Source organism: Bradyrhizobium sp. USDA 327 (assembly GCF_041262065.1).
GTDB lineage: Bacteria > Pseudomonadota > Alphaproteobacteria > Rhizobiales > Xanthobacteraceae > Bradyrhizobium > Bradyrhizobium liaoningense.
Window position 1 is genome coordinate 5,168,245 of record NZ_JBGCCW010000001.1, and the last position, 24,959, is coordinate 5,193,203.

Sequence of the window (24,959 nt, forward strand, 5' to 3'; positions counted from 1 at the left end):
GGGGCACCGACTGTTTCTACAGCGTCATGGCCGGGCTTGTCCCGGCCATCCACGCGTTTCCACGCAGCACAAGAACGTGGATGCCCGGGACAAGCCCGGGCATGACGACCTCTGCAAAATGTGCACATGCGATAGCCCTGCCCGCAAGCGGGGGAGGGAGCGCACCTTCATCGGAGCACTAGCTGAGTCCCAAGCAAGCCGTGGCCTTACGCCACCGCGGCCGGGATCGGGCGCGGGCTCACGACATATTCGCGCAGGACCTTGTCGTTGGCATCGACCTCGATCAGCGCGACGTCGTAGGTCCAGAGATCGGCGAGGTGCTGGAGCACGCGCTTGGCATCGGTCTCGTTGAGCTGCGAGCCCTTGATGACGTGGTGATGCAGGATCAGCCGGCGGTCGCCGGCAAGATCGACGTCGACCACCTCGATGTTGGCGTCGATATAGCCGACATCGTGCTGCCGCGCCAGCTCGCGGCGGACGCGGCGGAAACCGCGCTCGTCATGGATGGCATCGACGCGGATGCCGGCGCGCTCCTCGGGATCGTCGTGCAGATGGAACATGCGGAAGTGCCGCATCAACTTGGGACTCAGGAACTGGCCGATGAAGCTCTCGTCGCGGTAATTGGCCCAGACGTCGCGCAGCACGCCCATGACGTCGTTCTTGCCGGCGATGTCGGGGAACCATTCGCGGTCCTCGTCCTCCGGCCTGGTGACGATGCGCTCGATGTCCTGCATCACGGCGAAGCCGAGCGCGTAGGGGTTGAAACCCGAGAAGCGCGGGTCGTCGAATTCGGGCTGGAACACCACGTTGGTGTGCGATCCCAGGAATTCGAGGAAGTTGCCGTCGCTGATGCGCCCCTGCTGATGCAGCTGGGTCATGATGCGATAGTGGACGTAGGTCGCCGTCCCCTCGTTCATCACCTTGGTCTGGCTCTGCGGATAGAAATACTGCGCGATGTGGCGGACGATGCGCAGGAGCTCGCGCTGCCAGGGCGCCAGCCGCGGCGCGCTCTTCTCCAGGAAATAGAGCAGGTTCTCCTGCGGCAGGCCGAGCAGCTTGCGGCGGCGCTCGATGCTGAGCGTGGACCGGCTCTTGGCGACGCCCTTGGGCACCGTGCGCCAGAGATCGTTGAAGACCTCCTCCTCGTGCTGGCGGCGGCGCCCTGCCCGCTTCTCCTCGGCGCGCAGATCGAGCTTCTTCTTGCCGGGATAGCGGTCGATGCCGTGCGACATCAGCGCATGCGCGGCATCGAGCGTGCGCTCGACCTCGATGCGGCCGTAGCGGTCCTCGCACTGCATGACGTAGTTCTTGGCGAAGTCGAGATAATCCAGGATGCCGTCGGCATCGGTCCACTGCTTGAACAGATAATTGTTCTTGAAGAAATGGTTGTGGCCGAAGGCCGCGTGCGCGATCACCAGCGTCTGCATCGTCGCCGTGTTCTCCTCCATCAGATAGGAGATGCAGGGCGAGGAATTGATCACGATCTCATAGGCGAGCCCCATCAGGCCCTTGCGATAGGACGCCTCATGGAAAGCAAAGTGCTTGCCGAACGACCAGTGCTTGTAGAACAAGGGCATGCCGACCGAGGAATAGGCGTCCAGCATCTGCTCGGCCGTGATGACCTCGATCTGGTTCGGATAGACGTCGAGCCCGAGATCCTTCAACGCCACCTCCTCGCAGGCATCGGTGATGCGCTGCAAGGTGTGGAAATCCCAATCGGCGCCTTCGAACAATCGTTCCGTCATGGAGCGGTCTTCTCCTGGGCAGTTTCGCGGCGCTGGAACAAGTCGTGGAACACCGGAAAGATCTCGCTGCGCTCCGAGACCTTGCGCATCGAGAGCGGTGCGCCGTTGTTGCGCAGGCGCTCGTAGAGGGTCCAAAGCGAGGAGTCGGAGAGATCGAAGGCGCTGCCGCCTGCTTCCCCGACCTCGAGATAGGCAAAGAACTGGCAGACCGGCAGGATCTTCTCGGTCAGCAGGAGCCCCGTGAGCTCGCCGTCCGAATAGGAATTGTCGCCGTCGGAGGCTTGCGCGGCGTAGATGTTCCAGTCCGACGGGTTGAAGCGCTCGCGCACGATCTCATGCATCGCCTGGAGCGCGCTGGAGACCAGCGTGCCGCCCGAGGCCGGGCCGTAGAAGAAGGTCTGCTCGTCCACCTCCTCGGCGCGGTCGGTGTGGCGGATGAAGACGATCTCGACATGCTTGTAGCGGCGCTTCAGGAACACGTAGAGCAGCATGTAGAAGCGCTTTGCCAGATCCTTCATGTGCTCCGACATCGAGCCGGAGACGTCCATCAGGCAGAACATCACGGCCTGCGCGACGGGCTTCGGCACCGTCTCGAAGCGCCGGTAGCGGATGTCGAGCGGATCGATGAAGGGAATGCGCTTGGACTTCGCCTTCAGCCTTTCCAGCTGAGCGACCAGCTCCGCGCGCTCGTCCTCGTCCGTGCATGCTTCGACCGCGGCTTCCAGCTCCTCGATCTCGTCCTTGCGGGGACGCTTGAGCGCGATGCGGCGCGCAAGCGCGAGCTTCACCGTCCGGCTCACCGAGATGTTGGCGGGCGAGCCCGACATGGTGTAGCCGGCGCGCTGGATGCCCTCGCTCTCGGTCTGCGCGATCTTGCGCTTGGCCAGATCCGGAAGCTCGAGGTCGTCGAGGAAGAGATCGACGAACTCGTCCCGGCTGAGCACGAAGCGGAAGGCGTCCTCGCTGTCGCCTTCGCCGGGACCGGAGTCCTTGGCGCTGCCCTGGCCGGAGCGTTGCAGATAGTCGCCCTCGACGAACTTCTTGTTGCCGGGCAAGACCATGTCCCGCGTTCCGCCTTCACGGCGGAAGCGCGGCTCGTGCATGCCGTCGAGCGGAATCGTGACCTCACCACCCTCCAGGACGTCCTTGATGTCGCGTTCCTGCGAGGTCTTCTTGACGGCGCCCTGCACCAGGGACTTGGCCCGACGCAAGAACCGCTGACGGTTCTCAAGACTCTTGCCGCCTGGATTCAGGCGCCTGTCAATAATGTGGATGGGCACTTTTCCATTCGCCTCCCAGGCGCCTCAACCGGCCTGCTTCACGCGCATGTACCATTCGACGAGCCGGCGAACCTGACGCTCGGTGTAGCCGCGCTCCACCATGCGTGCCACGAACTCGCCGTGCTTCTTCTCCGTCTCGCCGTCCTTCTTCGACCCGAAGGAGATGACCGGAAGCAGGTCCTCGACCTGGGAGAATATCCGCTTTTCGATCACATCGCGAATCTTCTCGTAGGAGGTCCAGGTCGGATTCTTGCCGCCGTTCTGGGCCCGCGACCGTAACGAGAATTTGACGACCTCGTTGCGGAAGTCCTTGGGGTTGGCGATCCCCGCCGGCTTCTCGATTTTCGTCAGCTCCTGGTTCAAAAGCTCGCGATCGAGCAGCTGGCCGGTGTCGGGATCCTTGAAGTCCTGGTCCTCGATCCAGGCGTCGGCATAGTCGACGTAGCGATCGAACAGGTTCTGGCCGTAATCCGAGTAGGATTCGAGATAGGCCTTCTGGATCTCGTTACCGATGAACTCGGCATAGCGCGGCGCCAGCTCCGCCTTGATGAATTCCAGATAGCGCTTCTCGGTCTCCTCCGGCAGCTGCTCGCGGCGGATCGCCTGCTCCAGCGCGTACATCAGATGCACGGCGTCGGCGGCGACCTCCTGCGGATCGTGGTTGAAGGTCGCAGCCAGAATCTTGAAGGCGAAGCGGGTCGAGACGCCGTCCATGCCCTCGTCGACGCCGGCGGCGTCGCGATATTCCTGGACGCTGCGCGCCTTCGGGTCGGATTCCTTCAGGCTCTCGCCGTCGTAGACCCGCATCTTGGCGAACAGGGTGGAATTCTCGTGCTTGCGCAAGCGCGACATCACCGAGAACCGCGCCAGCGTCTCCAGCGTCGAAGGCGCACAAGGAGCCGCCGCGAGCTCGGAGCCCTGGATCAGCTTTTCGTAGATCTTCTGCTCCTCGGTGACCCTGAGGCAGTAGGGCACCTTGATCACGCAGATGCGGTCGATGAAGGCTTCGTTGTTCTTGTTGGCCTTGAAGCTCGCCCACTCCGCTTCGTTGGAGTGCGCGAGGATCACGCCCGTGTACGGGATCGCGCCGATGTTCTCGGTGCCGATGTAGTTGCCTTCCTGCGTTGCGGTCAGCAGCGGGTGCAGCATCTTGATCGGCGCCTTGAACATCTCGACGAACTCGAGCACGCCCTGGTTGGCGCGGTTGAGGCCGCCGGAATAGCTGTAGGCGTCGGGATCGTTCTGGGCGTAGGTCTCGAGCTTGCGGATGTCGACCTTGCCGACCAGCGAGGAGATGTCCTGGTTGTTCTCGTCACCGGGCTCGGTCTTGGCGATCGCGATCTGGCGCAGCCGCGACGGCTGGATTTTTGCGACCCGGAACTGGGAAATGTCGCCGCCGAAGGCCTCGAGCCGCTTGTAGCACCACGGGCTCATCAGGCCGGTGAGACGACGGCGCGGAATGCCGTACTTCTCTTCCAGCATCGGGCCGAGCTGATCGGGATCGAACAGGCTGAGCGGACTTTCGAACACGGGCGAGAGTTCGTCGCCGGCCTTGAGCACGTAGATCGGATGCACTTCCATCAGCGACTTCAGCCGCTCGGCGAGCGAGGACTTGCCGCCACCGACCGGGCCGAGCAGATAAAGGATCTGCTTGCGCTCCTCCAGTCCCTGCGCCGCATGCCGGAAGAAACCGACGATGCGCTCGATCGTTTCCTCCATGCCGTAGAAGCCGGCGAAGGCTGGATAGGTGCGGATCGTGCGGTTCAAAAAAATACGGCCAAGGCGTGGGTCCTTGGCCGTGTCAATCGTCTGGGGCTCACCGATCGCCGCTAGCAGTCGTTCGGCCGCGTTCGCGTATTTCATGGGATCGCTTCGACACGATTCCAGATATTCCGCCATCGACATGTCGTGCTGGCTTCTCGCCTCGAACGACCGAGCGAAAGCGTTGAATAAAGAATCGTTGTACATGATCCCTCTCCGGCGTGAGTTCCGCTACAAGCTGAAACGAAAGCAGTTACCGGACCGTTCCTCAGGCCGTTTCGAATCAGCGTGAGCACATGACGATCATTGGACACCCGGGTGCCAACTCGACGCAACGCACAACGTAGGCACTCTATGAGTTACGAACAGGCACATGCCCGTAATTTGTGCGAATCTTTGTCTATATTGGCTCATTTCCAGAAAATGTCACTTGGTCGCAACATCCGGGCATTCCCGGGGATGCGCCCATCCGGCAATGCAGCATAGCGATCCGGGCGCGGCGATCTTATGACACTTGTACGGCGAAGCCTTGGGGGACCGCGTTCATCTTCCTGCTGCAATGCAGTGCGCGGGCTGCTGGCAGCGTGACAGTCGCGGCAAGCGCGCAGCGGTGTATCAAAATCGGTCGCCAAGCCTCCGGCCGGATGACGGCCCTCCGACCGGATGACGATGCGATCCTCCTGCGCGCAACCGGCCAAAGCGCGGATGGCGTACAGCTGCCGCCGCAACGCCGGCGTCGGCACGATCCTGCGGCTGCGGCATTCTTCAACCGAAATGTCGGCGCGATGCCGACATAGCCATCGCCGTCTCGTCGTCGCCGAGATCGTCCCACCAGTCGATGGCAGGGAGCAAGATCAAGGCTTGCACTGAGCAAGATCATGGCAAAGCCCGCCGCGACCAGCAGCCGCGTCGCGCATCGACTGACTTGGTGATCACACCATCCGTCGACGCTGACCGCAGACGGAACCGATCGCTGGCTGTGTTGGCAACGGCCAGCGCCAAGTCTTCATGACGGGCGAACACGTATTTCCAGCATGGCCCTTCGCGGCCACATAACATCACGACCACCCGCCTGGATCGCCATGATCGCGACGGAGTTACACCGGAGGGTATGACGCACATACCCTTGATTGGTTCCCTCCCGGGAGCATGTAAGCTAGAGGATAGCGCGTCAGGACCGGCGCGGAAACCCCTCGTCCGCAGGCTTGGAGAAAATAAGCATCATGAATCCCGTCAAAGAACTGGAAAAGCACGGACAAGCGGTCTGGCTGGACTTCCTGGCCCGTGGCTTCATCGCCAAGGGCGACCTGAAGCGGCTGATCGACACCGACGGCGTCAAGGGCGTCACCTCCAATCCGTCGATCTTCGAGAAGGCGATCGGCAGCTCCGACGAATACGATGCACCGATCGGCAAGGCGCTGAAGCGCGGCGACCGCACCGTGGCCGACCTGTTCGAGGCCGTCGCGGTCGAGGACATCCAGAACGCCGCCGATGTGCTCCGTCCGGTCTATGACCGCCTCAAGGGCGGCGACGGCTATGTCAGCCTGGAGGTCTCGCCCTATCTCGCGATGGACACCGCCGGCACGGTCGCCGAGGCGCGGCGGCTCTGGAAGGACGTTGGTCGCAAGAACCTGATGGTGAAGGTGCCGGCAACGCCGGAGGGCCTGCCGGCGATCGAGCAGCTGATCGGCGAAGGCATTAGCATCAACATCACGCTGCTGTTCTCCAAGGCGGTGTACCTCGAGGTGGCCGAAGCCTACATCGCCGGCCTCGAAAAATACGTCGCAGGCGGCGGTGACCCCTCGCATGTCGCGAGCGTGGCAAGCTTCTTCGTCAGCCGCATCGACTCGGTGGTCGACAAGCAGCTCGACGAGAAGATCGCGCGCGCCAACGATCCGTCCGAGAAGGAACGGCTCACCGCGCTCAAGGGCAAGGTCGCGATCGCCAATGCCAAGCTCGCCTATCAGGACTACAAGCGCCTGTTCTCGGGTCCCCGCTGGGAGAAGCTCGCCGCCAAGGGCGCCAAGCCGCAGCGCATGCTGTGGGCCTCCACCGGGACCAAGAACAAGGACTACAGCGACGTCCTCTATGTCGAGGAGCTGATCGGTCCCAACACCATCAACACCGTGCCGCCGGCGACGCTGGATGCGTTCCGCGACCATGGCAAGCCGCGTGACAGCCTGGAAGAAAATATCGAGGACGCAAGGCGCGTGCTGGAGGAACTGGAGCGCTCCGGCATCTCGCTCGAGGCGATCACCGAGGAGCTGGTCAAGGACGGCGTCAAGCTGTTCGCGGATGCCGCCGACAAGCTCTACGGCGCCGTCGCGCACAAGCGCGCGGTCGTGCTCGGGCCCGCCCTCGATCGCCAGCTTCTCTCGCTCGGCGACGGTCTCGGCAAGGCCGTGGCTAAGAGCACCGAGGCCTGGCGCGCCTCGGCTAAGATCCGCAGGCTGTGGCAGCGTGACAAGTCGGTCTGGACCGGTGCGGACGAGGACAAATGGCTGGGCTGGCTCGACAGCGCGGCCAAGGCCGACATCGCCGATTACGAGGACTATGCGGGCCGCGTGAAGGGTCAGAAATTCTCCGATGCCGTCGTGCTCGGCATGGGCGGATCGAGCCTGGGGCCCGAGGTGCTGGCCGAGACCTTTGGCAAGAAGCCCGGCTTCCCGAAGCTGCATGTGCTGGATTCCACCGATCCGGCGCAGGTGCGGGCGATGGAGGCGAGGATCGACATCGCCAACACCGTGTTCATCGTCTCCAGCAAGTCCGGCGGCACCACCGAGCCGAACGCCATGAAGGACTATTTCCATGAGCGCGTTGCCAAGGCCGTCGGGCCGAAGGTGAAGACCGGCCATCGCTTCATCGCGGTGACCGATCCCGGCTCGTCGCTGGAGAAGGCGGCGAAGAAGCTGAACTATGCGCGCATCTTCCATGGCGAGCCCTCGATCGGCGGCCGCTATTCGGTGCTATCGCCCTTCGGCCTCGTGCCGGCGGCGACCGCGGGCGTCGACGTCAAGACCTTCATCAAGCATGCGCTTGCGATGGCCCGCTCCTGCGGGCCGGACGTGCCGCCAGCCGAGAACCCGGGCGTGCAGCTTGGCCTCGCCATGGGCCTCGCAGGCCTCGAGGGCCGCGACAAGGTGACGATCCTGGCGTCGAAGAAGATCGCCGATTTCGGCGCCTGGGCCGAGCAGCTCATCGCGGAGTCCACCGGCAAGGAGGGCAAGGGCCTGATCCCGATCGAGGGTGAGCCGCTCGGCGATCCCAGCGTCTATGGCAACGACCGGTTCTTCATCGACATCCGTGTCGACGGCGAAGCGGACGCCGCCCATGACTCCAAGCTCGCCGCGATCGAAGCGGCCGGTCATCCCGTGGTGCGCATCGTCATGAAGTCGATCGAGCATCTCGGCCAGGAGTTCTTCCGCTTCGAGATGGCGACGGCGGTTGCAGGCGCGATCCTCGGCATCAACCCGTTCGACCAGCCGGACGTGGAAGCGGCCAAGATCAAGACCCGCGAGCTCACCGCCGCGTTCGAGAAGAGCGGGGCGTTGCCGGAAGAGCAGCCGGTGGTCAGCACGGACGAGGCTGACCTCTACACCGACGAGGCCAACGCCACGGCGCTGCGCGCCGCCGGCGCCAACGGCGATCTCACCTCCTGGCTGAAGGCGCATCTCTCGCGCTCGAACCACGGCGACTATGTCGCCCTGCTCGGCTACATCGCGCGCGACAAGGCGACGATCGACGCGCTCCAGGCCATGCGGCTCGAAGTGCGCGAGAAGCGGCACGTCGCGACCTGCGCCGAGTTCGGACCGCGCTTCCTCCACTCCACCGGGCAGGCCTACAAGGGTGGCCCCGACAGCGGCGTGTTCCTCCAGATCACGGCGGACGATGCCAAGGATCTGCCGGTGCCGGGGCAGAAGGCCAGCTTTGGTGTCATCAAGGCGGCGCAGGCACGCGGCGATTTCGACGTGCTCACCGAGCGCGGCCGGCGGGCGCTGCGGGTGCACCTGAAGGGCGGAGTCAAAAAAGGCCTCGCGGCGCTCAATGCGGCGCTCAACGACGCGCTGAACTAAGGGAACCTCTCACATGCAACTCGGCATGATCGGCCTCGGCCGGATGGGCGGCAACATCGTTCGCCGCCTGATGCGCCAGGGACATTCGACCGTGGTCTACGACAAGGACGCCAAGGCCGTCGCCGGCCTTGCCGCCGACGGTGCGACAGGTTCGGCGACTCTGGAAGAGTTCGTCTCGAAACTCGAGCGGCCGCGCACGGCCTGGGTGATGCTGCCTGCCGGACACATCACCGAGACGACGATCGACACGATCGCGGGCGTGATGCAGGCGGGCGATGTCATCATCGACGGCGGCAACACCTTCTGGCAGGACGACGTCCGCCGCGGCAAGGCATTGAAGGAGCGCGGCATCCACTATGTCGACGTCGGCACCTCCGGCGGCGTCTGGGGCCTCGACCGCGGTTATTGCATGATGATCGGCGGCGAGAAACAGGTGGTCGACCGGCTCGATCCGATCTTCGCCGCGCTCGCGCCCGGCGCCGGCGACATTCCGCGCACGGAAGGACGCGAGGACCGCGATCCCCGCATCGAGCAAGGCTACATCCATGCCGGCCCGGTCGGCGCCGGCCACTTCGTCAAGATGATCCACAACGGCATCGAATACGGCCTGATGCAGGCCTATGCCGAAGGTTTCGACATTCTCAAGAATGCCAATATCGAGGCGTTGCCGGCAGATCACCGCTACGATTTCGATCTCGCCGACATCGCCGAAGTGTGGCGGCGCGGCAGCGTGATTCCGTCCTGGCTGCTCGACCTCACCTCGACGGCACTCGCCGACAGCCCGCAGCTGTCGGAATATTCCGGCTTCGTCGAGGATTCCGGCGAGGGTCGCTGGACCGTGAATGCCGCGATCGATGAGGCGGTGCCGGCCGAAGTTTTGACCGCGGCGCTCTACACACGTTTCCGTTCCCGCAAGGAACACACCTTCGCCGAAAAAATTCTCTCCGCGATGCGTGCGGGGTTCGGCGGCCACAGGGAGCCGAAGCAGCCGGGCGCGGCGAAGCCCAAATAGGATCAAGAAAGACGTAACAAGCGAAGGCCGACAATTCGTGACAAAAGACCCGCAGCCAAAGCGCAAGCCGGAAAATTGCGCCTTCGTCATCTTTGGCGTGACCGGCGACCTGACCCATCGGCTGGTGATGCCATCGCTGTACAATCTGGCGGCCGAGAATCTGTTGCCGGAAAAATTCTGCGTCGTCGGCGTCGCCCGCAAGAGCCAGTCGGATGACGAGCTGCGCGACGGCCTGATGAAGGGCCTGCGCGAATTTGCGACCCGGCCTGTCGACGAGGACATCGCCAGGCAGCTGCTGCAATGCGTCACCTTCGTCGAGGCCGACCCGAAGGAGCCACCGTCGTTCGACCGCTTGCGCGAGCACCTGGATTCGCTGGAATGCTCGCAAGGCACCGGCGGCAACCGCCTGTTCTACCTCGCGACCCCGCCGGCCGCATTCGCGCCGACCGCTCGGGAGCTCGGCCGCACCGGATTGATGAAGGAGAACGGCGCCTGGCGGCGGCTGGTGATCGAGAAGCCGTTCGGCACCGATCTCGCCTCGGCCCGCGCGCTCAATGCCGAGCTCCTGAAGATCATGGAGGAGCACCAGATCTACCGGATCGATCACTATCTCGGCAAGGAGACGGTGCAGAACATCCTGGTGCTGCGCTTCGCCAACGGCATGTTCGAGCCGATCTGGAATCGCAACCACATCGACCACATCCAGATCACCGTGGAGGAGAAGCTCGGCGTCGGCCATCGCGGCGGCTTCTATGATGCCACCGGTGCACTGCGCGACATGGTGCCGAACCATCTGTTCCAGCTGATGTCCCTCGTCGCGATGGAGCCACCGACGCGCTTCGATGCCCATTCGGTCCGCTCCGAGAAGGCCGAGGTGCTCACCGCGATCCAACGGCCCAGCCGGGAGGAGGCGCTGAGGAGCTCGGTACGCGCGCAGTATCTCGCAGGCCGCATTGGCGACGAGGAGATTCCGGACTACCGCAAGACCGCGGACGTCAAGCCCGGCAGCACCACCGAGACCTATGTCGCGCTGAAGCTGATGATCGACAATTGGCGCTGGGCCGGCGTGCCGTTCTATCTGCGCACCGGCAAGGCGCTGGCGCACAAGCGCACGGAAGTCGCGATCAAGTTCAAGCAGGCACCGCTGTCGATGTTCTCAGGCACGGCGGTCGACCGCCTGTCGCAGAACTTCCTCACCATCGGCATCGCGCCCACGGAGACCATCGAGCTTCAGTTCAACGCCAAGATCCCCGGACCGAGCGTCACCATCGACGGCGTCGAGATGAAATTCCGCTACGGCGACTATTTCCGCGCCGATCCCTCGACCGGCTACGAGACGCTGATCTACGACTGCATGATCGGCGACAATATCCTGTTCCAGCGCGCCGACGGCGTCGAGGCCGGCTGGCAGGCGGTTCAGCCGTTCCTGGACGCCTGGACAAGCGCCGGCACCAACGGCATCGAAACCTATGAAGCCGGCAGCGACGGCCCCGCCTGCGCCGATGAGCTGCTCCGGCGCGACGGGCGAAGCTGGCGGAAGTACTCGTGATGGCGGCGGCCGACCAGCCGAAGCTGATCGTCGAAGCTGATGCCGAAGCACTTGCCCGCGCCGCGGCCGAACGGGTGATGGCGCGGCTCGCGGCCAATCCCGGACGGATCGCGATCTGCCTCACCGGCGGCTCCAGCCCGAAGAAGCTCTACCATTTGCTCGGCAGCGAAGCCTGGCGCGGCAGGATTCCATGGGACCGCGTGCACTGGTTCGTCGGCGACGAGCGCTTCGTGCCCGAGAGCGATCCTCTCAACAACATGGCCGTCGCACGCGCGATCTTTCTCGATCGCAATGCGCCCGCCGGCCATATCCACCCGATCCCGACCACGGCAGAGAATCCCGACGCCAGCGCTGACGCCTACGCACGCGAGCTCCAGGCCTTCTTTGGCGCGGACCAGCTCGATCCGGAGCGCCCGCTGTTCGATCTCGTCCTGATGGGCGCCGGGCCGGACGGCCACACCGCCTCGCTATTTCCCGGTTATCCCGAGATCGAAGAGACCCGGCGCTGGGTCATCGGCGTCGCCAAAGCCAATGTCGCGCCCTTCGTGCCGCGGGTCTCGCTTACCCTGCCCGTTCTGGCCTCCTGCCGCGAGATGCTGTTCGAGATTGCCGGGCACGACAAGCAACCGATCTTGACGCGCCTCCTCAACGGCGAGAACCTGCCGGCCTTGCGCGCGCGCTCGAATGGCGAGACCGTCTGGCTGGTCGACCAGGCCGCGCTTCCGGAGGACATTCGTGGCGGGCGCTGAAGCACCTTGTGCATTGATCGTGATGGGCGTGTCGGGTTCGGGCAAGAGCACGGTTGCGAAGGCGCTCGGCGAGCGGCTCGGCTGGCGTTTCGAGGACGGCGACAGCTTCCATCCTGCCAGCAATGTCGAGAAGATGCGGGCCGGCCATCCGCTCACCGACGAAGACCGCTGGCCCTGGCTCAATGCCATCGCCGACGAGATCGCGCTCGTGTGCGGACGCGGCGAGCACGTCATCATCGCCTGCTCGGCGCTGAAACATACCTATCGCGACGTGCTGCTGCGCGGTCGCGACGACGTGCGCTTCGTCTTCCTGAAGGGCACGAAGGAGCTGATCGCCGAGCGGCTGGCGCACCGCAAGGGGCACTTCATGCCGCCCGAGCTGCTGGCGAGCCAATTCAACACGCTGGAACCGCCGGAGGCGAGCGAGCACGTCATCACCGTCTCGATCGACGAATCCGTCGAAGCGATCGTGGACGGCGTAGTGCGGCAATTGAAGCTGGGCGGCGCGATACCCAAGGTCCTGCCATGACGCAAATCTCACTCGTGGTCTCCGACGTCGACGGCACGCTGCTGACCAAGGACAAGACGCTGACCGAACGCGCGAGAGGCGCGGTGCAGCGGCTGCACCAGGCCGGCATCGGCTTCACCATCACCTCCAGCCGCCCCGCGATCGGCATGCGCTTCCTGATCGAGCCGCTGGCGCTGTGGCTGCCGGTCGGCCCGTTCAACGGCTCCTCGATCGTCGATCCCGAGATGAGGCCGGTCGAGCAGCACCTGATTCCCGCAAGCGCAGCCGAGCGATCCTTGCAGATCCTCCGCGAATTCGGCGCCGACATCTGGCTCTTCACCACCGACAAATGGCTGATCGACAATCCCAGCGGCAGCTACGTCGCCCACGAGCAGCACACGATCCGCGCCGACCCCACCATCGTGTCCGATTTCTCCCCCTACCTTTCGAGCGCCTGCAAGATCGTCGGCGCCAGTGCCGATGCCGCGGGCCTCGCGGCTTGCGAGAAGGCGATGCAGGAGGCGCTCGGCAGCGAAGCCACCGCGGTGCGCTCGCAGACCTACTATCTCGACATCACCCCGCCCGGATTCGACAAGGGCACCTTCGTCGAGGCCATGGCAAGGCGCTTGGGCATCGCGACCGCCGCGGTCGCCACCATCGGCGACATGCAGAACGACCTTGCGATGTTCCGCGTCAGCGGCGTCTCGATCGCCATGGGCAACGCCGCCGACAACGTCAAGGACCAGGCCACCCACGTCACCGCGAGCAACGAGCAGGACGGTTTTGCGGAGGCGATGGAGATGATCCTGAAGTGGAATGGGGTGGGTTGAGCCTGCGGCACGCTCGTTCAACCTCTCCCTCTTGCAGGCGGGAGAGGGAGCGCACCTCCCTCGGAGCGCTAGCTTACTTCGACCGTTGCACCGCCGGCTTCTCGCTCTCCTGTCTCGCCGCCGAGAGGTTATGCGCGGTGTTGATCAGGGCGATGTGGGTCAGTGCCTGCGGAAAGTTTCCGGTCTGGCGCCGCGCCACGGAATCGTATTCCTCCGCCAGTAGCCCGACGTCGTTCGCGATGCCCACCACGCGATCGAACAAGACTTGCGCCTTGTCGAGATCGCCTGACAGCACGTAGGCATCGGCGAGCCACAGGCTGCAGGCCAGGAACGCGCCTTCGAGCGGCGGCTGGTGCGCCGGCAGCTCGCGCGGATCGTGCCGCAGCACGAAGCCGTCGCGCATCAGGCATTTCTCGACAGAAGCAATGGTGCCGCGGATGCGCGGATCCGAGGCCGGCAGGAAGCCGACGGCCGGCAGCAGCAGCACGCTGGCATCGAGCAGTTTCGAGCCGTAGGATTCGACGAAGGCGTTTTCCTCCGCGTCGAAGCCCCTGTTGCAGACGTCGCGATGAATCGCATCGCGCAAGGTGCGCCAGTGCAGGAGCGGCGCCTTGAAGCCGAATATCTCGGCGCTCTTGATGCCGCGGTCGAAGGCGACCCAGGTCATCACCTTGGAGAAGACGTAGTGTTTGGGCTGTCCGCGCCGCTCCCAGATGCCGTGGTCGGGCCTGTCCCAGACCTCGGCCAGATGATTGAGCACGGCGCATTCCAACGCCCAGGTCTCGTCGTCGAGCTGGAGCCTGGCCATCCGCGACTGGTGAAAGGCGTCGATCAACTCACCGTAGACGTCGAGCTGAAGCTGCGCATGCGCGGCGTTGCCGACGCGCACGGGCTGGGCGCGCTCGTAGCCGCCGAGCCAGCCCGCCTCCCATTCCAGGAGCCGCCGCTGGCCCCAGATGCCGTACATGATCTGCATGTTCGCCGGCGAACCGGCGGCCGCGCGCAGCAGCCAATTGTGCCAGGCCAAGGCTTCCTCGGTGTAGCCCGAGTTCATCAGTGCCAGCAGCGTGAAGGTGGCGTCGCGCAGCCAGCAGAAGCGGTAATCCCAGTTCCTGCTGCCTCCGAGCTTTTCCGGCAAGGAGGTGGTGGGTGCCGCGACGATGCCGCCGGTCGGCGCGAAGGTCAGCGCCTTGAGCGTGATCAGCGAGCGCAAGACGAGCTCCTGATAGTCGCCGTCACGGGTGCAACGGCCGCACCAGTCCTGCCAGAATTTCTCGGTCTCCTGGAGAGCGACCTCCGGATCGATCGACGCGGGCGGCTCAAGATGCGAGGGGCCGTAGGTCAGCACGAAAGGCACGGTCTCGCCTTCCTTCACCTCGAAGTCGGAGACGGTGGTCAGGTCCTCGCCGCGGGTCTCGACCGGCGTGCGCAACACCGTCATGTCCTGGCCGGCGATGGCCATCAAGGAATGGTCGATCCGTCGCACCCAGGGAATGTCCACGCCGAAGCCGAAGCGGATGACGAGCTCCATCCGCATTTTCACGGTGCCGCTGACGCCGCGGACCAGCCGCACGATGTCCGACGCCTTGCCGCGCGGCGGCATGAAGTCGATCAGCGCGACGGTGCCGCTCTTCGTCTCAAAACGCGTTTCGAGAATGAGGGTATTGCCGAGATAGCGCCGCGAGATGCGGGGCGCGGTCTCGCTCGGCGCGATCAGCCAGCGTCCGTTCTTGTGCGTGCCGAGGATGGCGGCAAAGCAGGCGTCGGAATCGAAGGCGGGCCAGCACAGCCAGTCGATCGAGCCGTTGCGTCCGACCAGCGCCGCGGTCTCGCAATCGCCGATCAGCGCATAGTCCTCGATCCTCTGAGACAATGTCGTGCAACCCTGGGAAACCCCGGCCGTTCAACTCCCGCCGGGCAATGAACGTTCCCGCGTCGCGGCCTTCAAAGCCGCGAGATCGATCCTGGACGCGATCTTGTCGAGCGCAACAGGAAGGCGCTGGCGCCAGTTCGGGTGCTCGTCGATCGTGCCGGGAATGTTGGGCTGGTCGATCACGCCCAGCAGATCTTCCATCGACACCGCGAGCAGCCGGGACGGCGTGCGCGACAGGAAGGCGAGCACCGAGTAGAGGTCGTTCGCTCGAATGCCGTTCTGGCGCAGGATCTCGTCGAGCCTGCCGAGCGCATCCCAGCGCGCCTGGTCGTTCTCGCCGGGATCGAGCCCGAGCGAGCGCTTCATCTTCAGGTCGCTGAAGGAGCGCCAGCCGGCATAGGTCGACAGGTCATGCGTGTTCAGCGTGACCAGCGCATTGGGCCTGTAGTGGTCGACATTGCGGAAATGGCCGGCATCGTCGCGCTCGAACATCATGACGAGATAGGACCAGATGCCGAAATCCTGCATCATCTCGCGAAAGCCTTCAGGCACGGTGCCGAGGTCCTCGCCGATCACGATGCATTGATGGGCCGCGCTCTCGCGCGCCACGGCCGCCAGCAGCGCCTCGAACGGCATCTGCACATAGGCGCCGTTGTCGGGCTTGAAGCCGCGCGGCACCAGATAAAGCCGTTTCAGGCCGAGCACGTGATCGAGCCTGATGGCGCCGGCATGGCGCATCGACGCCGCGAGCATGTCCGCGAACGGCACGAAGGACTGCGCCTCGAGCCCCCCGGCGTTGAAGCCGGCGAGACCCCAGTCCTGGCCGATGGTATTGAGCACGTCGGGCGGCGCGCCGACGGCGAGATGGCGGGAAATCGCCGTCTGCTCGTTCCAGGCATCGAAGCCGTTGGACTGCACGCCGACGGCAACGTCGAGATAAAGTCCGACCCGCATGCCGAGCCGGCTGGCGAGCGCCTTGGCGGCGTGTAGCTGGCTATCGGCGGTCCATTGCACGAATTCGACGAACTCGACCTCGCGCTTGTCCGGACCCTTGCGCAGCTCGGCGCATTTCGCCTCATCCGGCTGCTGCCATTCCGACGGCCATTCCCACCAGGGGGCGTTGAAGCGATGGCGCAGCACCTCGAAGCAGGCAAAGCGGGACAACAGCGGCGCGCGGTCGGCACGGAAGGCGTCAAACGCCTTGCGGCGCGCCTCGCTCGCGCTTGTCACGAAGCTGTCAAAGGCGGCGCGAAGACCCCGCCATTTCAACGCCGCCATGTCGGCATAGGGGACGCGGTCACCTTCGCGCAGGCGGGCGGCCGTCGCGGCCGCGCCGGGCACGAGGTCTGCCGAGAATTCGGGAATCGCCTCGACGTCGATATAGAGCGGATTGAGGAAAAGCCGGCTGTTCGGCGAATAGGGGCTGCAATCGGCCGGGTGGTCGTCGAACAGGACATGCAGCGGATTGAGCCCGACGCCGTCGGCCCCGAGCTGCTTGGCAAGCCGGACCAGACCTGCGAGGTCGGTGAAGTCGCCGATGCCCCAGTTGCGGTCCGAACGGACGCTGTAGAGCTGGACGGCAAGCAGCCAGCCGCGGTCGAAATCGCCGCCGAAGGCGCGCTCGGGCGCCACGATCATCGGCACTTCTTCCGTCACGCCTTCGGCATCGGTCAGTGTCAATCTGTGATACCCGAGCGCCAGGCCGGCGGGCCAGGCGATCACGGGCTCGCGTGTCTCGCCCTGGGCGATCACATTGCCGTTGCCGTGGATTTTCCATTGCAGCGGCGGCGCACCGATCGCCGCCAATTCCGTGCGCGGATGCCCCAATGCGCGGACCACGACCGGCCCGCTGACGAAGCGGTAGACCCGCCTTTCCGGCAGGGCGTCGAGGATGGATTTGAGCGCCTCGGGCGCGGTGACGCGCAGCTTGCCGAGGGCGTCAACGAATTCGGACTGAACGCCCTTGATCCGGGCTTGAGCTAAAAGATCCATTCGGCACGCAGCTTGCAGGCCATTGTTTGGCCAATGGCATCGATTTTAACGAGGTCGCGGAAGAGGTTAGTCAGGGGTAACTCGCAAACTGCGCTTGCCGTTCCCCAGGGAACCAATGACACACAAGCGGCTTTCTATAATGGTACCAAGCGTAGGTTCCCGGCAAGGGAAACGGGCTCCTGCTTTCTTGTCAATGGCATCACCGTGAACAAGACAATTCAAACTGTCGAAAGTGCCGCAGCCGGCAGCGCTTTCCTGATCGAGGACGTCTATCCCTCGATCGATGGCGGCCGCTTCGCGGTGAAGCGGATCGCGGGCGAACCGGTCCAGGTCTGGGCAGACATCTATCGCGGCGGCGACGCCGTGATCGCCGCCGCCCTGATCTGGCGCCGCGAGCAGGAGCGCGAATGGCGGAGCGAACCGATGACCCATCACGGCAATGACCGCTGGTCCGGTGCGTTCACGCCCGCTGATCCCGGTCAATATGTCTACGCGATCGAAGCCTGGACCGACGAGTTCGCCACCTGGTCTCACGCGGTCGCGCGCAAACAGCGCACCGGGGCCGATGTCAGCCTCGATGCGATCGAGGGCGCCGGACTCCTGACCAAGGCGCATGGCGCGCGACAGGACGCAGCGGCGGTCATCATCAGGCAGTGCGAGGATTATCTCAGGAACGGCGACGTCAATTCGCTGCTCGCAACCGAGCTCGGCGAAGCCATGGCCGAGAGCCAGCAGCGGCCCGACCTGACGCGCTCGCAGCTCTTCCCGCTGACGGTCGACCGCGACAAGGCGCGCTTCGGCGCCTGGTATCAGATGATGCCGCGAAGCCAGAGTGCATTGCCGGGGCGGCATGGGACGCTGCGCGACTGCATCGCGCGCGTGCCTGACATCGCCGCCATGGGCTTTGACGTGCTCTACTTCACGCCGATTCACCCGATCGGCCATACAAGCCGCAAGGGCCGCAACAATGCGCCGGTGGCGCGTGACGGCGATCCCGGCTCGCCCTACGCGATCGGCTCGGCCGAGGGCGGCCACGATGCGTTGCATCCCGAGCTCGGCACGATCGAGGATTTCCGCGCACTGGTCGCGACCTGCCTGGAATACGGCCTCGAGCTGGCGCTCGACTTCGCCGTGCAGTGCTCGCCGGACCATCCCTGGCTGACGCAGCATCCGGAATGGTTCAAATGGCGGCCGGACCGCTCGGTCCGGACGGCGGACGGCCCTTATTCCGACATCGTCATCCCCGATTTCGGCTCGGTGGATCGGGCCGGCCTGTGGAACGCGTTTCGCGATGCCATGCTGTTCTGGATCGACCATGGCGTCACCATCTTCGCCATCGACAATCACGACACCGCGCCGCTTGCATTCTGGGAGTGGCTGATCCGCGACATCCGCCACCGTCACCCCGAGGTAATCCTGTTCTCCAAGACCTACGCACGGCCGAAGCTGATGAGGGGCCTCGCCAAGCTCGGCTTTGCGCAGTCCTTCACCTATTTCCCCTGGCGCACCTCGCGGTGGGAGCTGGAGCAATATCTCGGCGAGCTGACGCGCCATCCCGAACGCGATTTCTATCGTCCGCACATGTTCGTCAACACGCCCGACCTGTTGCCCTACCACCTCCAGAGCGGAGAGGCCTGGGCATTCAAGTCGCGCGTCGCGCTGGCCGCGACGCTTTCGGGCAATTACGGCATCTTCGGCGGATTCGAGCTGCTGGAGCATGAGGCTATTCCCGGCCGCGAAGAATATCTCGATTCCGAGAAGTACCAGATCAGGCAGCGCGACTGGGACAAGCCCGGCAACATCAAATCCTACATTGCCGAGCTCAACCGCGTCCGCAACGAGAACGCGGCGCTGCAGCAGACGGCCAATGTGCGCTTCCTCGGCATCGAGGATGGCGAGACGATCGCCTTCGCGAAGGAGGCGGCTGATCCGGCCAACACCGTCGTCATCGTCATCGCACTCTCGCGTCATGTGCGCGAATGCTGGCTGCCGCTCGGCGACGTCACCATTGACGCCGGTGGAGGGCGCCACCACGTGACGGAACTCGAAGACCTTCTCACCGGCGAACGGTCCCGCATCGAATGGGGCGGGATCAGGTTGCGTATCGATCCCGACCGCGATCCGGCGCTCCTGTTCCGCTGCCTGGCGTAAAGGTTCACGCCATGAATGTTCTGTCTTCCGTCGACACCAAGAAGGCTGAGGCTGCCGAGATCGTGGATGAGCTCTGGTACAAGGACGCCATCATCTACCAGCTCCACGTCAAAGCCTTCGCCGACAGCAACAATGACGGCATCGGCGACTTCGCCGGACTGACCGAGAAGCTGCCCTATCTCCAGGAGCTCGGCGTCACCGCGCTGTGGCTGCTGCCGTTCTACCCCTCGCCCGGCCGCGACGACGGCTACGACATCGCCGATTACGGCTCGGTCAATCCCGATTTCGGGACGATGAAGGATTTCAAGCGCTTCATCCAGGAGGCGCAGAAGCGCGGCCTGCGCGTCATCACTGAGCTCGTCGTCAACCACACCTCGGACCAGCACAAATGGTTCAAGCGCGCGCGCCGCAGCCATCCCGGCTCCAGCGCCCGCAACTGGTATGTCTGGAGCGACACCGACCAGAAATACCAGGGCACGCGCATCATCTTCACCGACACGGAGAAGTCCAACTGGACCTGGGATCCCGAGGCCGGCTCGTTCTACTGGCACCGCTTCTTCTCGCACCAGCCGGACCTCAATTTCGACAATCCGCGCGTGGTCAGCGCCATCATCCAGGTCATGAAGCGCTGGTTGGACGCCGGTGTCGACGGCTTCCGGCTCGACGCCATTCCCTATCTCTGCGAGCGCGAGGGCACCTCGAACGAGAACCTGCCGGAGACGCATGCGATCATCAAGCGGCTGCGCCAGGAGCTCGACGCCTACTCCAAGGGCAAGCTGCTGCTGGCCGAGGCCAATCAATGGCCGGAGGACGTGCAGGAATATTTCGGCCGCGGCGACGAATGCCACATGGCCTACCATTTTCCGCTGATGCCGCGCATCTACATGGCGATCGCGCAGGAGGACCGCTTCCCGATCACCGACATCCTGCGCCAGACGCCGGATATTCCCGCGACCTGCCAATGGGCGCTGTTTCTGCGCAACCATGACGAGCTGACGCTGGAGATGGTCACCGACGTCGAGCGCGATTATCTCTGGACCACCTACGCCAACGATCCGCGCGCGCGCATCAATGTCGGCATCCGCCGGCGCCTTGCGCCGCTGATGGACAACGACCGCCGCAAGATCGAGCTGATGAACTCGCTGCTGCTGTCGTTCCCCGGCACGCCGATCATCTATTACGGCGACGAGATCGGGATGGGCGACAACATCTATCTCGGCGACCGCAACGGCGTGCGCACGCCAATGCAGTGGAGCCCGGACCGCAACGGCGGCTTCTCGCGCTGCGACCCGGCACGCCTCTACGCGCCGCTGATCATGGATCCCGTCTACGGTTATGAATCCGTGAACGTGGAGGCGCAGTCGCGCAGCCTGTCCTCGCTGCTCAGCGCCACCAAACGGCTGATCTCCGTGCGCAAGTCGACGCTCGCCTTCGGCCGCGGCAGCATGACCTTCATCCGCCCGGCCAACCGCGCCGTGCTGGCCTATGTCCGGCAATACCGCGACGAGGTGATCCTCTGCGTCGCCAATCTCTCGCGCGCCGCGCAGGCGACCGAGCTCGACCTGTCACCGTGGAAGGACCGCATCCCACAGGAGATGCTCGGCCGCACCCGCTTCCCCGCGATCGGCGAGCTGCCCTACATGATCACGCTCGGGCCCTACGGCTTCTACTGGTTCCAGCTGCTGGAACGCGACAAGTCCGAGCCGGTGACGCCGCGCGCGGTGCCGGAGTTCGAAACGCTGGTCGTGCCGGTGAATTCGAACTGGGTCTCCCTCGCCCGCGAGCGCGGCGTGTTCGAGCGCGACGTGTTGCCGGGATTCCTGTCACGGACGCGGTGGTACCCCGAGCACAATCCCAAGCAGATCAAGACCGCGCTGACCTCGGCGGTGCCGTTCTGCGACATCGGCGACAACAGGCCCTGGATCGCGTTCTTCGAGACCAGTCAAGGGGACGCGGCCACACGCTACGTGCTGCCGCTACAGATCGAATGGGTGCGCTTCGACCGCGAGCGCTTCAACCCCAGGGCGCTGGCCGCGGTGCGCCAGGGCGCGCGCGAGGGCACGCTGCTCGACGTCGCGACCGACCAGATCTTCATCGGCCTGTTCCTGCGCAATCTGTCGCAGCATCTGGTGGTCGAAGAGAACAATCTGCGGCTGGAGTTCAAGCCCACCAGCCGCTTCGCCGATTACACCATCAAGGAGCCCGAACGCATCCGCGCGATCGAGCAGTCGAACAGCACCGCGCTGGTCGACAACCAGTACGTCGCCAAGATCTACCGCCAGCTCGAAAGCGGCATCAGCCCCGAGATCGAGATCGGCCACTATCTCACGGAGGTCGCGCGCTTCGCCAATACGCCGGCGCTGCTCGGCAGCGTCGAGCTGGTCGAGGGTGACCAGCGCAGCGCGCTCGGCGTACTGCACGCCTATGTCGAGAACCAGGGCGACGGCTGGACCGTGACCACGGGCTATCTCGATCGATATATCGACGAGCAGCGCGTGTTGCCGGCGGGCGAGAAGCTCCGCGAGACCCAGGAGCAGGCGCCTTACCTGCACTTCGTCGCGCAGATTGGCCGGCGGCTCGGCGAGCTGCATGTCGCTCTCGCCGCGGCAAAGCCGGACGATCTCGCTCCGGAGCCGATCGGCTCCGCATACATCAGGCGCCTGGTATCCGATCTCAAAGCACGCGCCGAACGGGTTTTGGACCGGCTCGCCGACAGCCGCGACGGCCTGCGGGAGGCGGACCGCCCGCTGATCGATCAGCTCGCGGAGGCCCGTGCGAGCCTGTCCGACCGACTGAATGCGCTATTGCCTTCCGGGATCGGCGGGTTGAACATCCGTCATCACGGCGACTTCCGCCTGGGGCAAACTCTGATCGTGAAGGACGATATCTTCATCATCGACTTCGACGGTGATCCGCGTGTGCCGCTGGCCGACAAGCGGCGCAAGGCGCCGGCCGCGCGCGACGTCGCGGGCCTGATCCACTCGATTGACGTTTCGATTGACACGGCTCTCAATCGCGCGCTCAAGGGCGCCTCCGACGAGCAGGGCCGGCTCACGGCGGCGCTCGACGAATGGCGCGAGCGCGCTACCGCAACCTTCTTGTCCGCCTATCACGAAACCATGACCGATCGGCGGCTCTGGCCGGAAAATCCGCAATCCGCGGACGGCCTGTTGAGGTTCTTCCTGCTTGATCACGCATTCAACGAAGTAGAGTACGAGCTGTCCCACCGGCCTGAGGGGCTCCATGCGCCGCTGACCGGACTGCTTCGCATTCTGTCCAGTGCCGAGAGCGAAGCCCATGCCTAAACTGTCTGCCGAGGCCTATGCGATCATCGAGGGCCGCCATTCCGATCCCTTCCACTATCTCGGACTGCATCCCGAGGGTGGTCGAAGCGTGGTGCGCGCGTTTCTACCCGAGGCCGTCAACGTCGAGGCGGTCGGCGAACACGGCGAGGTCGCCCCGCTCGACCGCGTCCACGACGCCGGTCTGTTCATCGGCGCCCTGCCCAATGGCTCGCAGCACTACCAGCTCCGCGCCAAGTTCGGCAACGACGTCGTCGAGTTCGAGGATGCCTACCGCTTTCCACCGATCCTGACCGATTTTGATCTCTACCTGCTCGGCGAAGGCACCCATCAGCGCATCTACGACAAGCTCGGCGCGCATCCGATGCAGCTCGATGGCGTCGACGGCATCGGCTTCGTGGTGCTGGCGCCGAATGCGCGGCGCGTGTCCGTGGTCGGCGACTTCAACTTCTGGGACGGTCGGCGCCATCCGATGCGGGTGCGCGGCAGCGGCTATTGGGAACTGTTCATCCCGCATGCGAAGACCGGCGATCACTACAAGTTCGAGATCATCGGCCCGCATGGTCATCTGCTTCCGCTGAAATCCGATCCGCTGGCATTCGCGAGCGAGGTGCGGCCGAAGACGGCGTCCATCGTGTTCGACGAAGCGCATCTGCCGCGGCCGCGGCCGGCGCCCGACGGCATCAATTCACTGTCGGCGCCGATGTCGATCTACGAGGTCCATCTCGGCTCGTGGCGGCGCAAGAACGACAATGAATGGCTGACCTATCGCGAGCTGGCCGAGCAGCTGCCGGCCTACGCCCGCGACATGGGCTTCACCCATCTCGAATTCCTTCCCGTGAGCGAGCATCCCTTCGACGGCTCGTGGGGCTACCAGCCGACCGGCCTCTATGCGCCGACCAGCCGCTTCGGCACACCCGACGAGTTTGCGATACTGGTCGATGCCTGCCACCGCGAAGGCATCGGCGTGCTGCTCGACTGGGTGCCCGGTCATTTCCCGGACGATCCGCACGGGCTCGGCCATTTCGACGGCACCTCGCTCTACGAGCACGCCAATCCGCTGCAGGGGCGCCACCTCGACTGGGGCACGCTGATCTACAATTACGGCCGCACCGAGGTGACGAACTTCCTGGTGTCGAATGCGCTGTTCTGGCTGGAGCGCTATGCGATCGACGGCCTGCGCGTCGACGCGGTCGCGTCCATGCTCTATCTCGACTACAGCCGGCCGCCCGGCGCATGGATTCCGAACCAGCATGGCGGGCGGGAGAACATCGAGGCGATCGACTTCCTGCGCCGCTTCAACACGGAAGTGTTCGCCCGCTTCCCGCAGGCGACCACGGCCGCCGAGGAGTCCACGGCCTGGCCGCAGGTCTCGCGCCCGGTCGAATTCGGCGGGCTCGGCTTCGGCTACAAGTGGAACATGGGGTGGATGCACGACACGCTGAGCTACATCAGCAAGGATCCGATCTACCGCAAGCACCATCACGGCGAGATCCTGTTCGGCCTGCACTACGCCTTCTCGGAAAACTTCATCCTGCCGCTGTCGCACGACGAGGTCGTGCACGGCAAACGCTCTATCCTCGGCCGCATGCCCGGCGACGAGTGGCAGCGCTTCGCCAATTTGCGCGCCTATTACAGCTTCATGTTCGGCCATCCCGGCAAGAAGCTGCTGTTCATGGGTGCGGAAATCGCGCAGAGCCGCGAATGGAATCACGACCAGTCGCTCGACTGGCACCTGCTCGAATACAAGTACCATTCCGGCGTCCAGGCGCTGATCCGCGACCTCAACCGGCTCTATGGCGCGGTGCCGGCGCTGCACCAGATGGATTGCGACCAGGCCGGCTTCGAATGGCTGATCACCGATGACGCCAACCGCAACGTGTTCGCCTGGCTGCGCAAGGGATTCGACGAGCACGCGCGGTGCCTGGTGATCGTCAACTTCTCGCCGAATGTCTACCAGAACTATCGCGTTCGTGTACCCTTTGGCGGCAAATGGAAGGAAGTGCTCAACTCGGATTCCGCCCATTATGGCGGCAGCAATGTCGGGAATATCGGCGAAGTTCATGCCGAGGACGGCGAGCTCCGCCTCACCATTCCACCGCTCGCTGCGATCTTCCTCGTTCCGGAAAGCTGA

At 64.5% G+C, this 24,959-nt stretch carries 14 protein-coding genes; 9 read left to right on the forward strand and 5 right to left on the reverse strand.

What is annotated here, in order from left to right:
• Positions 1-206 precede the first annotated feature (206 nt).
• Genes ABIA42_RS24350 through ABIA42_RS24360 form a run of 3 tightly spaced genes read right to left on the reverse strand, consistent with a single transcriptional unit; the run spans position 207 to position 4,993 of the window.
• The gene (locus ABIA42_RS24350; protein WP_271531011.1) at positions 207-1,745 is read right to left on the reverse strand and encodes a SpoVR family protein; all 1,539 of its coding nucleotides are present in this window, start codon (positions 1,743-1,745) and stop codon (positions 207-209) included.
• On the reverse strand, positions 1,742-3,019 hold the full coding sequence (locus tag ABIA42_RS24355) for a YeaH/YhbH family protein (protein ID WP_271531179.1): 1,278 nt from the start codon (positions 3,017-3,019) through the stop codon (positions 1,742-1,744). The genes ABIA42_RS24350 and ABIA42_RS24355 overlap by 4 nt, the downstream gene beginning before the upstream one ends.
• 30 nt (positions 3,020-3,049) lie before the next feature.
• On the reverse strand, positions 3,050-4,993 hold the full coding sequence (locus ABIA42_RS24360) for a PrkA family serine protein kinase (protein WP_271531012.1): 1,944 nt from the start codon (positions 4,991-4,993) through the stop codon (positions 3,050-3,052).
• 1,016 nt (positions 4,994-6,009) lie between these two features.
• Here ABIA42_RS24360 and ABIA42_RS24365 point away from each other — a divergent pair.
• The 6 genes from ABIA42_RS24365 to ABIA42_RS24390 are packed head-to-tail and all read left to right on the forward strand — an operon-like array spanning position 6,010 to position 13,507.
• Entirely contained in the window at positions 6,010-8,859 is a 2,850-nt protein-coding gene (locus ABIA42_RS24365; protein ID WP_370120377.1) for a bifunctional transaldolase/phosoglucose isomerase, read from the forward strand.
• A gap of 13 nt (positions 8,860-8,872) precedes the next feature.
• The gene (gene gnd, locus ABIA42_RS24370; protein WP_370120374.1) at positions 8,873-9,871 is read left to right on the forward strand and encodes a phosphogluconate dehydrogenase (NAD(+)-dependent, decarboxylating); all 999 of its coding nucleotides are present in this window, start codon (positions 8,873-8,875) and stop codon (positions 9,869-9,871) included.
• A gap of 37 nt (positions 9,872-9,908) precedes the next feature.
• Complete coding sequence (gene zwf / locus ABIA42_RS24375) at positions 9,909-11,420, forward strand: glucose-6-phosphate dehydrogenase (RefSeq protein ID WP_370143660.1); 1,512 nt, start codon at positions 9,909-9,911, stop codon at positions 11,418-11,420.
• Positions 11,420-12,169 (forward strand): 6-phosphogluconolactonase, encoded by a 750-nt coding sequence (pgl, locus tag ABIA42_RS24380; RefSeq protein WP_370120371.1) that lies wholly within the window; start codon positions 11,420-11,422, stop codon positions 12,167-12,169. Before zwf ends, pgl begins: the two co-directional genes overlap by 1 nt.
• Positions 12,156-12,698, forward strand: a complete 543-nt coding sequence (locus tag ABIA42_RS24385; RefSeq protein ID WP_370120368.1) for a gluconokinase — start codon at positions 12,156-12,158, stop codon at positions 12,696-12,698. Before pgl ends, ABIA42_RS24385 begins: the two co-directional genes overlap by 14 nt.
• Entirely contained in the window at positions 12,695-13,507 is an 813-nt protein-coding gene (locus ABIA42_RS24390) for an HAD family hydrolase (RefSeq protein WP_370120365.1), read from the forward strand. Before ABIA42_RS24385 ends, ABIA42_RS24390 begins: the two co-directional genes overlap by 4 nt.
• 73 nt (positions 13,508-13,580) lie before the next feature.
• Here the strand turns inward: ABIA42_RS24390 and ABIA42_RS24395 are convergent, their stop codons facing one another.
• On the reverse strand, positions 13,581-15,380 hold the full coding sequence (locus ABIA42_RS24395; RefSeq protein WP_370143662.1) for a glycoside hydrolase family 15 protein: 1,800 nt from the start codon (positions 15,378-15,380) through the stop codon (positions 13,581-13,583).
• Between the two features lie 30 nt (positions 15,381-15,410).
• Positions 15,411-17,372, reverse strand: a complete 1,962-nt coding sequence (gene malQ / locus ABIA42_RS24400; protein ID WP_370120362.1) for a 4-alpha-glucanotransferase — start codon at positions 17,370-17,372, stop codon at positions 15,411-15,413.
• A 204-nt stretch (positions 17,373-17,576) separates the two neighbouring features.
• Here malQ and ABIA42_RS24405 point away from each other — a divergent pair, with 204 nt between their 5' ends.
• From ABIA42_RS24405 to glgB, 3 genes are read left to right on the forward strand one after another with little or no spacing between them, the layout of a single operon-like run.
• A complete protein-coding gene (locus ABIA42_RS24405; RefSeq protein ID WP_370120359.1) occupies positions 17,577-19,523 on the forward strand; it encodes a maltotransferase domain-containing protein in 1,947 nt (648 codons plus the stop codon).
• An 11-nt stretch (positions 19,524-19,534) separates the two neighbouring features.
• On the forward strand, positions 19,535-22,828 hold the full coding sequence (gene treS, locus ABIA42_RS24410) for a maltose alpha-D-glucosyltransferase (protein WP_271531022.1): 3,294 nt from the start codon (positions 19,535-19,537) through the stop codon (positions 22,826-22,828).
• Positions 22,821-24,959, forward strand: coding sequence for a 1,4-alpha-glucan branching protein GlgB (gene glgB, locus ABIA42_RS24415; RefSeq protein WP_370120355.1), 2,139 nt, complete (start codon positions 22,821-22,823; stop codon positions 24,957-24,959). Before treS ends, glgB begins: the two co-directional genes overlap by 8 nt.

Excerpts from the sequence above, each read along its gene's own strand:
- gnd (WP_370120374.1), top strand. The coding sequence starts at position 8,873 with ATGCAACTCGGCATGATCGGCCTCGGCCGGATGGGCGGCAACATCGTT.
- malQ (WP_370120362.1), bottom strand. The coding sequence starts at position 17,372 with ATGGATCTTTTAGCTCAAGCCCGGATCAAGGGCGTTCAGTCCGAATTC.
- ABIA42_RS24365 (WP_370120377.1), top strand. The coding sequence starts at position 6,010 with ATGAATCCCGTCAAAGAACTGGAAAAGCACGGACAAGCGGTCTGGCTG.
- ABIA42_RS24350 (WP_271531011.1), bottom strand. The coding sequence starts at position 1,745 with ATGACGGAACGATTGTTCGAAGGCGCCGATTGGGATTTCCACACCTTG.
- treS (WP_271531022.1), top strand. The coding sequence starts at position 19,535 with ATGAATGTTCTGTCTTCCGTCGACACCAAGAAGGCTGAGGCTGCCGAG.
- ABIA42_RS24360 (WP_271531012.1), bottom strand. The coding sequence starts at position 4,993 with ATGTACAACGATTCTTTATTCAACGCTTTCGCTCGGTCGTTCGAGGCG.
- glgB (WP_370120355.1), top strand. The coding sequence starts at position 22,821 with ATGCCTAAACTGTCTGCCGAGGCCTATGCGATCATCGAGGGCCGCCAT.
- pgl (WP_370120371.1), top strand. The coding sequence starts at position 11,420 with ATGGCGGCGGCCGACCAGCCGAAGCTGATCGTCGAAGCTGATGCCGAA.
- ABIA42_RS24390 (WP_370120365.1), top strand. The coding sequence starts at position 12,695 with ATGACGCAAATCTCACTCGTGGTCTCCGACGTCGACGGCACGCTGCTG.